The sequence below is a fragment of the Azospirillum himalayense genome (genome assembly GCF_042657465.1).
GTDB classification, from domain to species: Bacteria; Pseudomonadota; Alphaproteobacteria; order Azospirillales; family Azospirillaceae; genus Azospirillum; species Azospirillum himalayense.
On record NZ_JBHSLC010000118.1, the window covers coordinates 1 to 15,442 of the forward strand.

The window sequence follows — 15,442 nt, forward strand, 5'->3', positions numbered from 1 at the left end:
AGCCCGAGGCCTGGATGATCGACTGGTGGAAGGCGACGTTGGCGTCGGAATACTCCAGCACGTGGTCGGCCAGCTCGCCTTCGGCGAAGCGGTCGAAGGTCTCGTGCAGGTCGGCCATGCCGCGCTCGTCGGCGCGCTCGACGAAGAGGCGGGCGGCCATGCCCTCCAGCGCCGCGCAGACGGTGATCATCTCGATGATCTCCGCCTTGGTCTTGCGCACCACGAAGATGCCGCGCCGGGGCATGGAGCGGATGAAGCCCTCCTGCTCCAGCAGCGCCATGGCCTCGCGCACCGGGGTGCGGCTGACGCCCAGCGCCTCGCAGAGCTGGCGCTCGTCGAGGCGGATCTCGCTCGGCCCGCCGTAGATGTCCATCTGGGTGATGGCTTGGCGCAGAGCTTGGTAGGCCTTGGCCTTGAAGCTCATCCCCTGATCCAGTGGCGCGACCGAGAAACTCATCATCTGCATTGGCGTTCCCGTCCCTCTCTCTCCGCTCCCGGTTGCCCCGGAGTCCCCCCGCCTGACGGGGTTTGGGCCGCGCTTTCATTGCCCCGGAGAGGGAAGCGGCTTGGATTGGAGATACGGTATACCAGATGCCAGTTCATGACAAGCGGATATGTTCGGATCGCGGACTGTTTCTTCGATGAACGACGACGCGACGATTCCTCCGCCACGGCCCGGCAATTCTGCGCCTTTTGCCGCCTTCTGGCATATCGTATACGGTATCCACATGCCGCATGACTGGTATACCGAATCCACTGTGGTTGCGGCCGATCGCTGAGGGTACAAACGCTCTTGGAACTACACGCATTCCTCCCTGTAGATTCCCCCACCTGACGGCTCCGCGGCTTCCTGCCAGCGGAGCCTTCTTTTTTCCGCCCGCAAAATTTGCCCGACTGTGGAATTTGCCCTGCGGCAAATTGGTATACCGTACACCAGACAGTTTCACCGCACTTCCTGTGTGTGTATGTTGGCTGGGTCAACGAATCAGGCAAACGGAGGAAAGCCATGAAAGCTGCGGACATCATGACCCGTCAGGTGGTCACCATCGGTCCCGACGCCACGGTGACCGAAGCCGCAAAGCGCATGCTGGAGAACCGGATCAGCGGCCTGCCCGTCTGCGATTCGAACGGGCGCCTGCTCGGCGTCATCAGCGAGGGCGACCTGCTGCGCCGGACGGAGACCGGCACGGTGCGCCGGGCCTCCTGGTGGCTCGCCATGTTCGCGGGCGCGCCGAACCAGGCCGCCGACTACACCAAGTCCCACGGCCGCCACGTGCGCGACGCGATGACCGAGTCGCTGATCTCCGTCACGGAGGAGACCCCGCTCGACGAGGTGGTCCGCCTGATGGAGGGCAACCGCATCAAGCGCGTTCCGGTGCTGAACAACGGCAAGCTGGTCGGCATCGTCAGCCGCGCCAACCTGCTGCACGTCCTCGCCAGCATCGCGCCGGACGTCTCCCCGGCCGCCGCGGACGACCGCGTCGTGCGCGACCGGCTTTTGGAGACTCTGCGGGCGCAGCCCTGGGCGCCGGAGATCAGCGAAAACATCGTGGTGCGCAATGGCGTCGTGCATCTCTGGGGCAGCGTGCGCACCGAGGCGCAGCGTGACGCCATTCGCGTCGCCGCCGAGAACACCCCCGGCGTCACCCGCGTGGAAAATCACCTGATCATCGTGGATCATGTCGCCGAAGGCGCGGTCGGCTTCTGAGCCAATCGCCGATGCGGCTGCAAAAAAGCCCCTTCCCGGTTCGTCCGGGAAGGGGCTTTTCCTTTCAGCAGACCTTTACTCGGTGGCCTTCACGACCTCTTCGGTGACCTTCTTGGCGTCGCCGAACAGCATCATGGTGTTGGGGCGGAAGAACAGCTCGTTCTCGACGCCGGCGTAGCCGGCGGCCATGCCGCGCTTGATGAAGAACACCGTCTTGGCCTTCTCGACGTCGAGGATCGGCATGCCGTAGATCGGCGACTGCGGATCGGTCTTGGCCGCCGGGTTGGTTACGTCGTTGGCGCCGATCACGAAGGCCACGTCCGCCGTGCCGAAGTCGCGGTTGATGTCCTCCAGCTCGAACACCTCGTCGTAGGGCACGTTGGCCTCGGCCAGCAGCACATTCATGTGCCCCGGCATGCGCCCCGCCACCGGATGGATGGCGTACTTGACCTCGACGCCCTCCTTCTTCAGCAGGTCGGCCATCTCGCGCAGCGCGTGCTGCGCCTGGGCCACCGCCATGCCGTAGCCCGGGACGATGATCACCGACTGGGCGTTCTTCATGATGTAGGCCGCGTCCTCCGGCGAGCCGGCCTTGACCGTGCCGCGCTCACCGCCGCCGGCCGCCGACGACGACGCCCCGCTGTCGCCGCCGAAGCCGCCCAGGATGACGTTGAAGATCGAGCGGTTCATGCCCTTGCACATGATGTAGGACAGGATGGCGCCCGACGAGCCGACCAGCGCGCCCGTGACGATCAGCAGGTTGTTCTGCAGCGTGAAGCCGATGCCCGCCGCCGCCCAGCCCGAGTAGCTGTTCAGCATCGAGATCACCACCGGCATGTCGGCGCCGCCGATCGGCAGGATCAGCAGCAGGCCGAGCGCCAGCGACACGGCGACGATCAGCCACATCGGGGCATCGGCGTTGCTCTGCACCAGCCAGACGATGAGGAGGATGGTGAGGATGCCGAGGCCGGCGTTGAGGTGGTGCTGGAAGGGGAAGACCAGCGGCTTGCCGGTGACCAGGCCCTGCAGCTTGGCAAACGCGACGATCGAACCGGTGAAGGTGATGGCGCCGATGGCGGTGCCCAGCGCCATCTCGACCAGCGAGCCCTTGGCGATGGCGCCGGGGACGCCGATGCCGTAGGCCTCGGGCGAGTAGAAGGCCGACAGCGCCACGAACACCGCGGCCAGACCGACCAGCGAGTGGAAGGCGGCGACGAGCTGCGGCAGGGCGGTCATCTCGATCTTCTTGGCGATGACGTAGCCGATGCCGCCGCCGATGGCGATGCCGAGCACGATCATCCAGTAGGACTGGACGATGGGCAGGGCCAGCGTGGTCAGCACGGCGATGGTCATGCCGGCCATGCCGAAGAAGTTGCCCTGGCGGGAGGTCTCCGGGCTGGACAGGCCGCGCAGCGCCATGATGAAGCAGACCGAGGCGACCAGGTAGAGAAGGGCGGACAGGGTTTCCATGGTTACTTGCCCTTCTTCTTGAACATCGACAGCATGCGCTGGGTGACCAGGAAGCCGCCGAAGATGTTGACGCTGGCCAGGATGACGGCGAGGAAGCCCATGATCTTGGAGAAGCCGAACCCCGCGGGGCCGGCGGCGATCAGGGCGCCGACGATGATCACCGAGGACACCGCGTTGGTCACCGCCATCAGCGGCGAGTGCAGCGCCGGCGTCACCCGCCACACCACGTAGTAGCCCACGAAGCAGGCCAGGACGAACACCGTCAGGCCGGTGATGAAGAAGTTGCCGTGGCTCGCCGCGTCCAGGACGGGCGCCGGGATCGGCATCGCGTGGGTCATCTGGGCAACCTGGACCTGAAGCTCCGCCGTCTGGTTGGTCAGGGTGAGGAGCGAGTGGCGGAAGGCCTCAATCTGGCTCGCGGGATCGGGATGTTCCATGGAAGCCGCCTCCTCAGACGGTCTGGACTTCGCGGACCGCGTCCGCGAAGGCGGGATGGACGACCTGCCCATCGCGGGTGAGCGCGATGGCCTTCACGATCTCGTCGTCCCAGTTGAGGGCGATGCCCTTCTCCTTGTCGTGCAGCGACTGCAGCAGCGCGAGCAGGTTCTTGGCGTACAAGAGCGAGGCGCTCTCGGCGATGCGGCTGGGGTAGTTGGCGTGGCCGACGATCTTCACCCCGTTGTCGGTGACGACCACCTTGCCCAGCTCCGAGCCCTCGACGTTGCCGCCCTGCTCCACCGCCAGATCGATCAGCACCGAGCCCGGCTTCATCGAGGCGACATGCTCGCGCGTCACCAGGATCGGCGCCTTGCGCCCGGGGATCAGCGCGGTGGTGATGACGATGTCCTGCTTCTTGATGTGCTCGGCCACCAGCGCCGCCTGCTGGCGCTTGTAGTCGTCCGACATCTCCTTGGCGTAGCCGCCCGCGGTTTCCGCCTGCTTGAACTCGTCGTTCTCCACCGCGACGAAGCTGCCGCCAAGGCTCTGCACCTGCTCCTTGACCGCCGGGCGCACGTCGGTCGCCGAGACGATGGCGCCCAGCCGCTTGGCCGTGGCGATCGCCTGCAGGCCCGCCACACCGACGCCCATGATGAAGGCGCGCGCCGGCGGCACCGTGCCCGCCGCGGTCATCATCATCGGGTAGGCGCGGCCGTACTCGCTGGCGGCATCGACCACCGCCTTGTAGCCGGCGAGGTTGGCCTGCGAGGACAGCACGTCCATGACCTGGGCGCGGGTGATGCGCGGCATGAACTCCATGGCGAAGGCGTTCACCCCGGCCGCGGCGTAGGCCGCCACGTGGTCGCGGCTGTTGTAGGGGTTGAGGATGGCGAACAGCAGCGCGCCGCGCTTGATCAGCGCCAGCTCGTCGAGGTCCCCTTCCCCGGCCAGCAGCGGGCGCTGCACCTTCAGCACGATGTCGGCGTCGGCCAGCGCCGACGCGGCGTCCGGCGCGATCTCGGCGCCGGCGTCCTGGTACACCCGGTCCGGCAGGTTCGAGCCCAGTCCGGCGCCGGTCTCCACGACCACTTCCAGGCTGAGGGCTTTGAGTTTCTTGACCGTCTCCGGAGACGCCGCGACGCGATTCTCGCCCGCGCGCCGCTCCCTGGGTATGGCGATTTTCATGGTTGTTGATTGCCTCCCAAAGCAATCGGCAGGACGAGGCGTCAGCGCTCCGACCTCGACGGCGGGCGGCCTCGGCGGGCGGCCCGCCGGTCAAATTCTCGAATGATGTCGGTGCCGGTCCGCGACGAGGCGTGGTCCGGCGTCAGGCCCGCAGGGCGGCGGAGCGGTCACCCGGGATGGATGCGGGTGACCGCCTCCGGATCACCGCCGCCGTCACGGGAAGGCTGCCCCAGGCACTGCCCAAGGCGCCGCCGTTCGTCACTGGGCCGCGGCGACGGGATAGCTGACGACCTCGCCCGCCCCGGCGTCCGGCGGGGCGGCGTCGAGTTGCGCCTTGATGAGATCGCGCACGCTGACCACGCCGACCAGCGAGACGCCGTCCAGAACGGGGACGTGACGAATGGTGTGCTCGTCCATCAGCTGGAGCACGTGGCGGACGGAATCGCCCGGCGCGCAGCAGACGGGATGGTGGCTCATCACCGCCGTGACCGGCAGGGACAGGATGCCCGGCCCGCGGTCGGTCAGGCTGCGCACGATGTCGCGTTCGGAAATCACCCCGACGACCGTGTTGCCTTCGGTCCGGCAGACGTCCTTGACCACCAGCGCGCCGGTGTTTTCGGCCTTCAGAAGACGCAACGCCGTTTCCACGGTTTCGTTGATGCGCACCGTGCCGATGCGCGTCCCCTTCCGGCGGAGAATGTCTTCAACCCTCATGACGCTCCTCCTGTGAAGCGATTGTCCGGCCCCTCGGCGTTGCTTCGCTGCGTCGTTGGGGGCGTTGGTTTCTGTGTGCGGGGCCGGACGGTGTCCGCCCTACTGGGCGGCGACCGCGGGGGCGGCCTCGGACGATGCCCGCTGCGGGCGGGTGTAGCAGTCGGCGATCTCGCCGCGCTGGCGGACGAGCGCCAGGACCACGTCGATGGTCGGGGTCGCCACGCCGACCATGCGGCCCATCTCCTGGACCACCGACAGCAGGGCGTCGATCTCCATCGGACGGCCGCGCTCCAGATCCTGGAGCATCGAGGTCTTGTGCGCGCCGACCGCGCCGGCACCGTTGATGCGGCGCTCGACATCCACACGGAAATGGACGCCGAGACGGTCGCCGATCTCCTTGGCCTCCAGCATCATCGACTTGGCGACGGCGCGGGTTTCCGGATCGGAGCAGATGACGTCCAGCGTGGCGTGGGTGAGCGCGCTGATCGGGTTGAAGCAGAGGTTGCCCCACAGCTTCAGCCAGATCTCGTCGCGGATGCGGTCGAGCACCGGGGCGCGCAGGCCCCCGGCCTCCATGGCGGCGCTGAGCTTCTTCACGCGGTCGGACTGGCTGCCGTCCGGCTCGCCCAGCGAGAACTTGTCGCCGTAGATGTGCTGAATGACGCCGGGTTCGACGACTTCGGTCGCGGGGTAGACGACGCAGCCGATGGCGCGCTCCGGGCTCAGGCCGTTCCACTGGATGCCGCCCGGATCGACGGTGTCGAGCACGCGGCCTTCGAACTCGCCGCCGTTCTTGTAGAAGTACCAGTAGGGGATGCCGTTGACCGCGGTGACCACGGCGGTGTCCTTGCCGAGCAGCGGCTGGATGGCGTTGACGACGCTGGGAACGGAGTGGGCCTTCAGACCGATGATGACGTAGTCCTGCGGGCCGAGTTCCGCCGCATTGTCGGTGCAGCGGGGGTGGACGACCGTTTCTTCCTCTCCGACGATCAGCTTCACGCCGTTCTCACGCATGGCCGTGAGATGGGCGCCACGCGCCACGAGGCTGACATCCGCGCCGGCCTGGTGGAGACGCACACCCAGATACCCGCCGATGGCCCCGGACCCAAAGATGCAGATCTTCATAACCCGTTTCCTCTCCCCCAATTATCGGCCACGCGCCGCGCAGCCTTTGCAGTAACCCCAATCAATCAGCACACCGAACAAATACGGAGTTTGGTATACCAGATACCAGATGTCAACTGGCAAAATAGACCCTGTCGAGGGAGGGGCATGATCCGGAATCGGGCGAGAATCCTGGGTTTTCCAACGAAAGTTCGAGCATGGAAAACCGGACGCCCGGCCCGTCCGGACGCCCGGCTCGCGGGTCCATCCGGTGCGCTGGATCAGGTGAGCGGCAGGACGAGTTGGAACGCCTTAACCGTCATGCGCTTGCGGTGATAGAAGCGGTGCGCGTCGCCGCGCTGGACGCCAGAGATGATTTCCATCTGGGCGCAGCCCTTTTCGCGGGCCTGACCGGCCAGCCAATCGAACAGCTTGTCGCCCAGACCGAAGGAACGGTGCTTCGGCGAGGTGACGAGGTCCTCAACATACATATAGCGACCGCGCGACAGCGTCTCGTGAACGCGGAAGCCGCCGCAGCCGGCCACCTCGCCGTCGATGCGCAGGAGCGCCATGTTGTAGCCGTCCTCCATCTGGCGGCGGATCTGGGCGGCGTAGGCGTCGGGGTCGGTCATGTGGGTGCGCAGTTCCTTCACCACCGCGTAGCTGTCGGCGATGTCGGCGTCGGTCTTCGCCAGGGTGATCTCGATGATGGGCTGGTCGGCAGCGTTCTGTTCGGCGATCCGCTGGTCCATCGTGCGTAACTCCCGTTTTTTTGTGTGTTCGAGGGACTCTGTTTGCCCCTCTGGTATTTGGTATACCAGATAATCCGTGCGGGAAGCAACTGCTCCCATGATGCACCTGCACAAAGACCTTCGAAAAGACCTCCCTATTGATGAGGGAGCCATGCCATGGCGGCACGGTCAGGCGCGCATCAGGGCCTGGAGATGGGCGGCGCACCCCTCGGCGAGCCCCACCATGTCGTAGCCACCCTCCAGCACCGTCACGACGCGGCCATCGCACAGCCGGTCCGCCGCTTCGACTAGCTTGCGCGTCGCCCATTCGAAATCCGGGCCGGTGAAGTTCAGCGACGCCAGAGGGTCGCGGGCGTGGGCGTCGAAGCCGGCGGAGATCAGGATCAGCTCCGGCTGGAACTCCTCCAGCGCGGGAAGGATGCGGCGCTCCATGGCTTGGCGGAACTCCACCGTTCCGGAGTGGGGTGGCAGCGGCGCGTTGACGATGTTGTCGGCGACTCCGGTCTCGCTCATCGAACCGGTGCCGGGATAGAGCGGCGACTGGTGGGTCGAGGCGAAGAACAGGTCGGCGTCGTCCCAGAACATCGCCTGGGTGCCGTTGCCGTGGTGCACGTCGTAATCGACCACGGCGACGCGGGTCAGGCCCCGCCGCTTGCGGGCGTGCTCGGCACCGACCGCCACGTTGTTGAAGACGCAGAAGCCCATGGCCCGGGCCGGCTCCGCGTGGTGGCCGCAGGGGCGGACGGCGCAGAAGGCGTTCTTCGCCGTCCCGTCCAGCACCGCGTCCACCGCCGCGCAGACCGCGCCGGCGGCCCGCAGGATCGCCGAGCGCGAGGTGGGGGACAGCACGGTGTCGGCGTCCAGCCGGACATGGCCGCTGTCCGGGACCGCGTTCAGCACGGCATCCACATAGGCCGGGTCATGCACCCAGCGCAGTTGCTCGACCTCCGCCTCCGGGGCCTCGAAGCGGGGCAGATCGCGGAATTCGTCGCGGTCCAGCACCTCCCACACCACGGCGATTCGCTCGGGACGCTCCGGGTGTCCCGGACCGGTGTCGTGCGCCAGGAAGTCCGGATGGGTGAAAATGGCGGTGGTCATCGAGTCTTCTCCTCCCCTGTACCGATGATCTGAAGCTGGTCGATCGCGCGACGGCGCGGAAGCGGCATGCCATCCCGAGTCGACGCGCTCTCTTGCCCTATATGTATACCGAATACCAGAATGGACCAAATCGCTTTGCTGACGAACCGTCAGCACCGCCACCGTCCAAGCGTAAGAACCCCCATCAGGACAAGGGCCATCAACGCTTCCGAAGGTGGTAGGCCACCCCTCGCACGCCGAGTCTGTTTGTTACGCTGACAAACAGCTTGCGCCGAAAACTGTATCTGGCATACCATATCTCTAATGCCAAAAACGCTCATCCCGGGAGCTTAAGCCGCCCACACCAAGCGGCCGGTTCCACGGTCAGGCCAAGGCGATGGAGACGACCCGGCACACCACGGGGACGCCTCCGGTCAAAGAACAAAAACAACCCGACTCAAAAAAGCAAAAGACCGCTTCGCAAAGAGATCGCTTCTAGGAGGAGAGAAATGCACCAAGCCCTCACGGAGGCCCCGAAGGGGCCCCTCGGTGGCCGCTGGTTCCAGCTCGTCATCGGCGTCATCTGCATGTCGATGATCGCGAACCTGCAGTATGGCTGGACTCTGTTCGTCGAGCCCATCGACCAGAAGCATGGCTGGGGCCGTGCGGCCATCCAGGTGGCCTTTACCATCTTCGTCGTCATGGAAACCTGGCTGGTTCCCGTCGAAGGCTGGTTCGTCGATAAGTTCGGCCCGCGTATCGTCGTCCTGATCGGCGGCGTGCTCTGCGCCGTGGCCTGGGCAGTCAACTCGGTGGCCGACTCGCTCGCCATGCTCTATCTGGGCGCGGCGCTGGGCGGCATCGGTGCCGGCGGCGTCTATGGCACCTGCGTGGGCAACGCGCTGAAGTGGTTCCCCGACCGCCGCGGCCTCGCCGCCGGCCTGACCGCCGCCGGTTTCGGCGCCGGCTCGGCCCTCACGGTCGTTCCCATCGCCAACATGATCCACTCCTCGGGCTACGAAGCCACCTTCATGACCTTCGGCATCGGCCAGGGCGCGGTGATCCTCGCGCTGGCGTGGTTCCTGGCGTCGCCGAAGAAGGGTCAGGTTCCGGAGGTCACCCGCTCGGCGGTGTCGCAGACCCGCGAGAGCTACACCCCGGTCCAGATGCTGAAGACCCCGGTCTTCTGGGTCATGTACGCCATGTTCGTGATGGTGGCGGCGGGCGGCCTGATGGCGACCGCGCAGCTCGGTCCGATCGCCAAGGACTTCCATCTGGACGGCGTGCCGGTCAGCATCATGGGCCTGACCCTGCCGGCGCTGACCTTCGCCCTGTCGATCGACCGCGTGCTGAACGGCGTCACCCGTCCCTTCTTCGGCTGGGTGTCCGACCATATCGGCCGCGAGAACACGATGTTCATCGCCTTCGCCCTGGAGTGCGTCGGTATCCTGGCGCTGAACCAGTGGGGCCACAACCCCGTCGCCTTCGTGATCCTGACGGGACTGGTGTTCTTCGCCTGGGGTGAGATCTACAGCCTGTTCCCGGCGCTGTGCGGCGACTCCTTCGGTTCGAAGTTCGCCACCACCAACGCCGGCCTGCTGTACACCGCCAAGGGCACCGCGTCGCTGGTCGTTCCCTTCGCCAACGTGGCGGTCGCCTCGACCGGCAGCTGGCAGGCGGTGTTCTTCTTCGCCGCCGCGGTCAACGGCATCGCCGCCCTGCTGGCCATCTTCGTCCTGAAGCCGATGCGCGCCCGCCAGATCAACGAGAGCCTCCCGGCCTCGAAGCTGGCGGCGGAGCCGGCCCAGTAAGGCACCGCAACGCACCATCAGCACCCGAACGCGATCGGGCCGGGAGATTTCCCGGCCCGATCTGCTTGTGGGGAAAAAGGTTCTTGGGAAAGGGTCAGAGCCCGCGGGGGAACGACGCCCAGGACGGGCCGCCCTCGATCTCCTCCTGCGCCTTGCGCGCCTTCTTCACCCGGCGGAGATGCCGGGGCGACCAGGGATCGCGGACCGGCATGCCGGCGGTGGCGACCTCGGCGGACAGAATCCGCGCCACGATGATGGCGAAGCCCGACAGCAGCATGGACAGAAGAACGATGGCGAGCATGCTTCGATTCCCGGATGAGCCACACGCGGACTCAGGCATGCCTGATTCCGCAATGCAGCATACATAGGCCGTTCGGCCAGGGGAATCGAGTCCGCCACCGCAAGCGCGGCGCTTCGCCGCGCTAAAGCATCTCCAGCGGGCGTGGCCCGCGCGGCGGCGGGAAGGCCCGGTCGAGGTCCGCGAGGTCCTGCTCGTCGAGCCGCAGGTCGGCGGCGGCCCGGTTATCGCGGACATGCACGGGGTCCGACGCCTTGGGGATGGCAATCACCCCATCCTGGCGGAGCAACCACGCCAGCCCGACCTGGGCCGGGGTCGCACCGTGCCGGTCGGCGACGCGGCGAAGCTCCGGGTGGTGCAGCATCCGCCCCTGCTCGATGGGCGAGTAGGCCATGATCGGGATGCCCCGACCGCGGCACCAGGGCTGCAGGTCGTACTCGATGCCGCGTCGCGTCAGGTTGTAGAGGAGCTGGTTGGTCTGCACCCCCTCCCCGCCCGGCGTGCCGACCAACTCCTCCATATCCTGGAGATCCAGGTTGCTGACACCCCATTGGCCGATCTTGCCGTCGCGCATCAGCGTGTCGAAAGCCGCGATGGTTTCGGAGAAGTCGTGGCTGCCGCGCCAATGCAGCAGATAGAGATCAATGCGCTCGGTGCGCAGACGCTTCAGGCTGCGTTCGCAGGCCGCGATGGTGCCGCGACGGCTGGCATTCATCGGCAGCACCTTGCTGACCAGGAACACCTCGTCGCGGCGCCCGGCGATGGCCTCGCCGACCACCTCCTCCGCCCCTCCGTCGGCGTACATCTCCGCCGTGTCGATCAGCGTCATGCCGAGGTCGAGGCCGAGCCGCAGCGCTGCCGCCTCCCGCGTGCGGTCGCGGCTGTCCTCGCCCATGTACCAGGTGCCCTGGCCGAGCACCGGAACGGCGGTTCCCGAAGGAAGGCGTGTCGTCGGAATGGTCATGGATGTCTCCCGTTCCCTTGGCCCCGTCGAAGGGCGTGAGGAACGTTAGTCCACAGGACAAACCCTGGAAACCACTCCCTGACGCTATTTCAGCGGGTGGGAGAGGCCGGCGAAGGCGTCACGCCAAACGGATCGCCCGCCGGGCCCGCAGGACACCTCGATAAGCCAGCCTTGAGTGTGGACCGAGGCCGATGGTGCGGATGAACAGCGCCATGCGCGCCTTCGTTCGGCCAGTCGTCAGCCGTTCTTGCGCTTGGCACCGCCGAGCAGGCCTTGCAGGGACATGCGGGCCTGCCGACCCGACCCGGGACGTGCGAATTCGCTGGAAATGCGACCGGACAGCTTATCGAGCCGCAACCTTCGGGGCTGTCGGATGGACAACCACCACGGCGCCGTCGCCCTGCCCGAATTTTTTAAGGCATCGAGAAGGTTTGCGCTGATACCATGCGGGACCAGGACCTTCCACAACCCGTCGCGTCCCCGTGTCCAGCATTCCGTCCCTTCCATCGCCGTCCAGCGCACCGTCCCTGTCGGGGATGGGCCGGATTCGGCAGATGCTGGCCAGCGAAGCCATGGCGGTGCAGCCAATCCGGCGCGTGCCGGGGGAACAGGAACGCCGGCGGTCCGACGACGTCTCAGCCACCGACGATGCGCTGAGAAGCGGAAAACAGACGGAGCTTGGCGGTGCGGACGGCAATCGCGCCGGTCGCGCCGGCTCTTCCAGCCGGTTCGCGCTGGACGATGCGGAGGCCGGCGGAGGGCCGGTGACCGGCGCATCGCCGCGCCTGCGCGCCACGCCCAACGCCGGCTTCATTGCGCAGAGCATCCATCAGGACGCCATGGGCAGCGGCCTGCACATCGAACCCTGGTCCGCCGCCATCACCGCTTACCGCAAGGCCGACGCCGCGGCCTATGCGGCCGGTGCGTCGGCGGGAATGTCCGTCTAGGCGGCGGCCCCTTGATGGTCGATCAGGACGACGAATCCTCGCCGTAGATCTGCTCCTGCTGGTAGGCGGTCAGGCCCACGCGCTGGATCAGGTCGAGCTGGGTTTCCAGCCAGTCGATATGCTCCTCGGTGTCCTCCAGAATCTCCCGGAAGATCTCGCGGCTCTGATAGTCGCGCACCGCATCGCAGTCGGCGATCGCCTCCAGCAGATTGCCACGGTTGTGGCTTTCGATGCCCAGGTCGGCGGTGAACATCTCCGGCAGATCCTCGCCGATCTTCAGCTTGTGCAGGTCCTGGAGGTTGGGAAGACCTTCCAGGAACAGGATGCGCTCGATCAGCTTGTCGGCGTGCTTCATCTCACCGATGGATTCCTCGTAGACCTTGCCCGCCAGCCGGTGCAGGCCCCAGTTCTTCAACATGCGGGCGTGCAGGAAATACTGGTTGATGGCGGTCAGCTCGTTCGTCAGAATCGTGTTGAGGTGCCGGATAACCTTCGGATCACCTTTCATCTACCCCTCCGTCTTGATTGGCCGCGCGGAATCGCGCGCGGCGCGCTGTTCTTTTGCCCGACGACTGCCGCCAAGTGTAAGCCAATAGCGCAGGATCGCAATCGGCTTCCGGTTCGGCTGGCTTCAGGGCCGCTCGCCGCGGACCGCCTCGGCCAGCCGACGCACCCTTTCATCGTCGGCCATCGCTTCCACCGGCACGCCCAGGCGGCGGCGCCAGTTGGGGTGCTGGTCCACGGTGCCCGGCAGGTTCGGCTGCTCCACCTCGCCAACCGCGTCCTCGATCTGCACCATGGCGATGCGCCCCGGCGAGCGGGCGAGGTAGCGGTGAACCGCCTCCATCAGTTCGCGCGAGAAGGGTTGCGATCCCTCGTTGTTCGGGTAGCGGACCGGGCGCAACCCTTCCCGCTCCAGCGCCTGAAGCATCCACCAGCGGTCCACGCCGCGGTCCCAAACGTCCTTGTTCCGCGCCGCCTCGTCGGGGTAGAGGTCCAGCCGGGCCCGCCAGTCGAGGTCGCGGTTGGTCCAGAAGCCCTTGAAAGTGGCAAGGTCGTGGGTGGTCACCGTGACCATGGCCCCCGCGGGATACTCCTCCGGCGCCTTGAACCCGCCGTCGGCGCTGCGCTCGAAATACAGCACGCGGTAGCTGAGGATGCCGGCCCTCTCCAGCGCCGGGCGGAAGCCTTCCGGCACGGTGCCGAGATCCTCGCCGATGACGATGCAACGGTTGCGCCGGCTTTCCAGCGCGATGATCCGCAGCAGGTCCTCGAACGGGTATTCGACATAGGCACCGTCGCTGCCGTCCGCCGGAATCCAGAACAGGTGCTGCAGCGCCATCACGTGGTCGATGCGCAGCGCCCCGGCGTGGCGCATGTTGGCGCGCAGCATGGCGATGAAGCTACCATAGGCGGATTCGCGCAAGCCCACCGGCGACAGCGGGGCGAGGCCCCAGTTCTGCCCTTTCATGTTGAACTGGTCCGGCGGCGCGCCGACGTTGGCCCCCTGCACCAGGATGTCCGATTCGCCCCAGGCCGCCGCCCCGCCGGGATGCGCCGCCACGGCGAGGTCGCGGTAGAAGCCGATGGGCAGCCCGGCCAAGCGCCCGCGCTCCGCCGCCGTGCCCAGCTGGCGGTCGGCCTCCCATTGCAGATACTCGAAGAACTCCACCCGCTCGGCCTGCTCGGCGGTGAAGGCCTGCACTTCGGGGCTGTCCGGGATCTGGAAGGCCGGCGGCCAGCTCCGCCACATCCACTGCGATGGGTCGCGGCGGTAGAAATGCTCGTGCAGCGCCTCGAACACGGCGTGGCGGCGCAGCGGCTCGCCCATCTCGCGCCGGAACGTCTCGAACGCTTCGCGCCGCGCATCGCTCTCGCCCAGCGCCCGGAAGGTCGCGTGCAGCGCCTCCAGGACCGGCATCTTCAGGGCGGAGACGGCGGGATAGTCCACCAGCTCCGTCGCCCGCGCGGCGGCCAGCCGCTGCCGGAACTCCTCCGACGCGATGAGGGCCTGCGCCTGCGGCGTGGCCGCTAGTTCGGGCACCCGCTCCACGTCGATGTAGAGGATGTTGAGGAAGGTCCGGCTGCTCGGCGAATAGGGGCCGATGTGGTTGGGGTCGGCCGGGAACAGCGCGTGCAGCGGATTCAGCCCGACCAGCCCGGCCCCGAGCCCCGCCGCCGTCTCGGCGAAGCGCCCGAGGTCGTCGAAATCGCCGATGCCCCAGTCGTCACCGCTCTTCAGCGCGTAGAGCTGCAGCCCGATCCCCCAGGTCCGCCCGCCGGGGACCACGTCCTCCACCGTCAGACAGCGCTGTGGCGCGACGATCAGCACCGTGCCGCCCTCCAGCGTCCCGTCCATGCCCTGGGGCCGGATCACCACCGACAAACGGTGATAGCCAAGCGGCAGGGTCGGAGGCAGGCGGGTGGACACCATCCGCCGCTCGTAAGCCACACCGTCGAGCACCCGCTGCTCGGCCAGCGGCAGGTTGCCGACGCGCAGCGAGGCGCGGTGGGCGAGCCCGCCCTCCTCGGTCAGCGTCCAGGTCAGCTCGGCGTCCTCCAGCCCGGCTGGAACAGCCAGGGCGAGGCTGAGGGGAGCACCCTCGTCGATCACCAGCACGGGGGGCAGCATGCGCCGCCACGCCCGGTCCTCCACCGCGTGCAGGCTCGCCGCCAGTTCCTCGCCACTGCCGGCGGGATAGCCCATGGCGGCGGACAGAGCGCGCTTCGTCGCGTCGGAGGTCTCGCGCCGGTTGCCCCAGATGTCATGGTAGAAGGGCTCGATGCCAAGCCGTTCGGCAAGCCGGTCGAGATCGCTCATTCAGGGGTCCCCGCGGTTATCGGTCGTGGCGTCTTGGTCGCGTCATTCTGGCCGCAAACGGCCTGCGCGCGAGCATTGCGCGTCGGGCCGATTCCGTCCAGCCCCGAACATTCGAATTTTCATACTGACCGCAACGCTTTCGCGTGCGGTGAT

16 protein-coding genes are annotated in these 15,442 nt (G+C 67.0%); 4 read left to right on the forward strand and 12 right to left on the reverse strand.

Annotated features, from left to right (window positions below):
- The coding region (locus tag ACFPMG_RS31905) for a GntR family transcriptional regulator (RefSeq protein WP_376999784.1) at positions 1–460 on the reverse strand (460 nt) is incomplete at its 3' end.
- Positions 461–641: 181 nt separating this feature from the next.
- Here ACFPMG_RS31905 and ACFPMG_RS31910 point away from each other — a divergent pair.
- Both ACFPMG_RS31910 and ACFPMG_RS31915 read left to right on the forward strand, forming a co-directional pair.
- Positions 642–779 (forward strand): hypothetical protein, encoded by a 138-nt coding sequence (locus ACFPMG_RS31910; RefSeq protein WP_376999786.1) that lies wholly within the window; start codon positions 642–644, stop codon positions 777–779.
- Between the two features lie 227 nt (positions 780–1,006).
- Positions 1,007–1,708: a CBS domain-containing protein gene (locus ACFPMG_RS31915; protein ID WP_014240280.1), complete on the forward strand. Its 702-nt coding sequence runs from the start codon at positions 1,007–1,009 to the stop codon at positions 1,706–1,708.
- A 75-nt stretch (positions 1,709–1,783) separates the two neighbouring features.
- Here the strand turns inward: ACFPMG_RS31915 and ACFPMG_RS31920 are convergent, their stop codons facing one another.
- The 7 genes from ACFPMG_RS31920 to ACFPMG_RS31950 form a co-directional block, all read right to left on the reverse strand.
- Positions 1,784–3,178, reverse strand: a complete 1,395-nt coding sequence (locus ACFPMG_RS31920; RefSeq protein WP_376999788.1) for an NAD(P)(+) transhydrogenase (Re/Si-specific) subunit beta — start codon at positions 3,176–3,178, stop codon at positions 1,784–1,786.
- A 2-nt stretch (positions 3,179–3,180) separates the two neighbouring features.
- Entirely contained in the window at positions 3,181–3,615 is a 435-nt protein-coding gene (locus tag ACFPMG_RS31925; protein ID WP_014240278.1) for an NAD(P) transhydrogenase subunit alpha part 2, read from the reverse strand.
- Positions 3,616–3,628: 13 nt separating this feature from the next.
- Positions 3,629–4,801, reverse strand: a complete 1,173-nt coding sequence (locus ACFPMG_RS31930) for a Re/Si-specific NAD(P)(+) transhydrogenase subunit alpha (RefSeq protein ID WP_376999791.1) — start codon at positions 4,799–4,801, stop codon at positions 3,629–3,631.
- Positions 4,802–5,059: 258 nt separating this feature from the next.
- On the reverse strand, positions 5,060–5,515 hold the full coding sequence (locus ACFPMG_RS31935) for a CBS domain-containing protein (protein ID WP_376999793.1): 456 nt from the start codon (positions 5,513–5,515) through the stop codon (positions 5,060–5,062).
- Positions 5,516–5,614: 99 nt separating this feature from the next.
- Complete coding sequence (locus ACFPMG_RS31940; RefSeq protein WP_014240275.1) at positions 5,615–6,640, reverse strand: 2-dehydropantoate 2-reductase; 1,026 nt, start codon at positions 6,638–6,640, stop codon at positions 5,615–5,617.
- A gap of 260 nt (positions 6,641–6,900) precedes the next feature.
- Positions 6,901–7,371, reverse strand: coding sequence for a GNAT family N-acetyltransferase (locus ACFPMG_RS31945; RefSeq protein ID WP_376999796.1), 471 nt, complete (start codon positions 7,369–7,371; stop codon positions 6,901–6,903).
- A 168-nt stretch (positions 7,372–7,539) separates the two neighbouring features.
- Positions 7,540–8,469 (reverse strand): histone deacetylase family protein, encoded by a 930-nt coding sequence (locus ACFPMG_RS31950; protein WP_137102839.1) that lies wholly within the window; start codon positions 8,467–8,469, stop codon positions 7,540–7,542.
- A 488-nt stretch (positions 8,470–8,957) separates the two neighbouring features.
- Here ACFPMG_RS31950 and oxlT point away from each other — a divergent pair, with 488 nt between their 5' ends.
- Positions 8,958–10,259 (forward strand): oxalate/formate MFS antiporter, encoded by a 1,302-nt coding sequence (oxlT, locus tag ACFPMG_RS31955; RefSeq protein ID WP_094306443.1) that lies wholly within the window; start codon positions 8,958–8,960, stop codon positions 10,257–10,259.
- 94 nt (positions 10,260–10,353) lie between these two features.
- Here oxlT and ACFPMG_RS31960 read toward each other — a convergent pair whose 3' ends face one another.
- Both ACFPMG_RS31960 and ACFPMG_RS31965 read right to left on the reverse strand, forming a co-directional pair.
- On the reverse strand, positions 10,354–10,560 hold the full coding sequence (locus ACFPMG_RS31960; RefSeq protein WP_376999799.1) for a hypothetical protein: 207 nt from the start codon (positions 10,558–10,560) through the stop codon (positions 10,354–10,356).
- Positions 10,561–10,681: 121 nt separating this feature from the next.
- Complete coding sequence (locus ACFPMG_RS31965) at positions 10,682–11,521, reverse strand: aldo/keto reductase (RefSeq protein WP_376999801.1); 840 nt, start codon at positions 11,519–11,521, stop codon at positions 10,682–10,684.
- A 554-nt stretch (positions 11,522–12,075) separates the two neighbouring features.
- Between ACFPMG_RS31965 and ACFPMG_RS31970 the strand changes: the two genes are divergently transcribed.
- A complete protein-coding gene (locus ACFPMG_RS31970; protein WP_376999803.1) occupies positions 12,076–12,468 on the forward strand; it encodes a hypothetical protein in 393 nt (130 codons plus the stop codon).
- A 22-nt stretch (positions 12,469–12,490) separates the two neighbouring features.
- On the opposite strand, the gene bfr is transcribed toward ACFPMG_RS31970, so the two are convergent.
- Entirely contained in the window at positions 12,491–12,976 is a 486-nt protein-coding gene (bfr, locus tag ACFPMG_RS31975) for a bacterioferritin (RefSeq protein WP_014240606.1), read from the reverse strand.
- Between the two features lie 123 nt (positions 12,977–13,099).
- Positions 13,100–15,289, reverse strand: coding sequence for a 4-alpha-glucanotransferase (gene malQ / locus ACFPMG_RS31980; protein WP_376999806.1), 2,190 nt, complete (start codon positions 15,287–15,289; stop codon positions 13,100–13,102).
- Positions 15,290–15,442: the final 153 nt, after the last annotated feature.

What these genes read in the sequence shown, in the direction of transcription:
- malQ (WP_376999806.1), bottom strand. Translation starts at nt 15,289, where the DNA reads ATGAGCGATCTCGACCGGCTTGCCGAACGGCTTGGCATCGAGCCCTTC.
- ACFPMG_RS31935 (WP_376999793.1), bottom strand. Translation starts at nt 5,515, where the DNA reads ATGAGGGTTGAAGACATTCTCCGCCGGAAGGGGACGCGCATCGGCACG.
- ACFPMG_RS31915 (WP_014240280.1), top strand. Translation starts at nt 1,007, where the DNA reads ATGAAAGCTGCGGACATCATGACCCGTCAGGTGGTCACCATCGGTCCC.
- ACFPMG_RS31960 (WP_376999799.1), bottom strand. Translation starts at nt 10,560, where the DNA reads ATGCTCGCCATCGTTCTTCTGTCCATGCTGCTGTCGGGCTTCGCCATC.
- bfr (WP_014240606.1), bottom strand. Translation starts at nt 12,976, where the DNA reads ATGAAAGGTGATCCGAAGGTTATCCGGCACCTCAACACGATTCTGACG.
- ACFPMG_RS31970 (WP_376999803.1), top strand. Translation starts at nt 12,076, where the DNA reads ATGCTGGCCAGCGAAGCCATGGCGGTGCAGCCAATCCGGCGCGTGCCG.
- ACFPMG_RS31930 (WP_376999791.1), bottom strand. Translation starts at nt 4,801, where the DNA reads ATGAAAATCGCCATACCCAGGGAGCGGCGCGCGGGCGAGAATCGCGTC.
- ACFPMG_RS31940 (WP_014240275.1), bottom strand. Translation starts at nt 6,640, where the DNA reads ATGAAGATCTGCATCTTTGGGTCCGGGGCCATCGGCGGGTATCTGGGT.
- ACFPMG_RS31910 (WP_376999786.1), top strand. Translation starts at nt 642, where the DNA reads ATGAACGACGACGCGACGATTCCTCCGCCACGGCCCGGCAATTCTGCG.
- ACFPMG_RS31950 (WP_137102839.1), bottom strand. Translation starts at nt 8,469, where the DNA reads ATGACCACCGCCATTTTCACCCATCCGGACTTCCTGGCGCACGACACC.
- ACFPMG_RS31925 (WP_014240278.1), bottom strand. Translation starts at nt 3,615, where the DNA reads ATGGAACATCCCGATCCCGCGAGCCAGATTGAGGCCTTCCGCCACTCG.
- ACFPMG_RS31965 (WP_376999801.1), bottom strand. Translation starts at nt 11,521, where the DNA reads ATGACCATTCCGACGACACGCCTTCCTTCGGGAACCGCCGTTCCGGTG.
- ACFPMG_RS31945 (WP_376999796.1), bottom strand. Translation starts at nt 7,371, where the DNA reads ATGGACCAGCGGATCGCCGAACAGAACGCTGCCGACCAGCCCATCATC.
- ACFPMG_RS31920 (WP_376999788.1), bottom strand. Translation starts at nt 3,178, where the DNA reads ATGGAAACCCTGTCCGCCCTTCTCTACCTGGTCGCCTCGGTCTGCTTC.
- oxlT (WP_094306443.1), top strand. Translation starts at nt 8,958, where the DNA reads ATGCACCAAGCCCTCACGGAGGCCCCGAAGGGGCCCCTCGGTGGCCGC.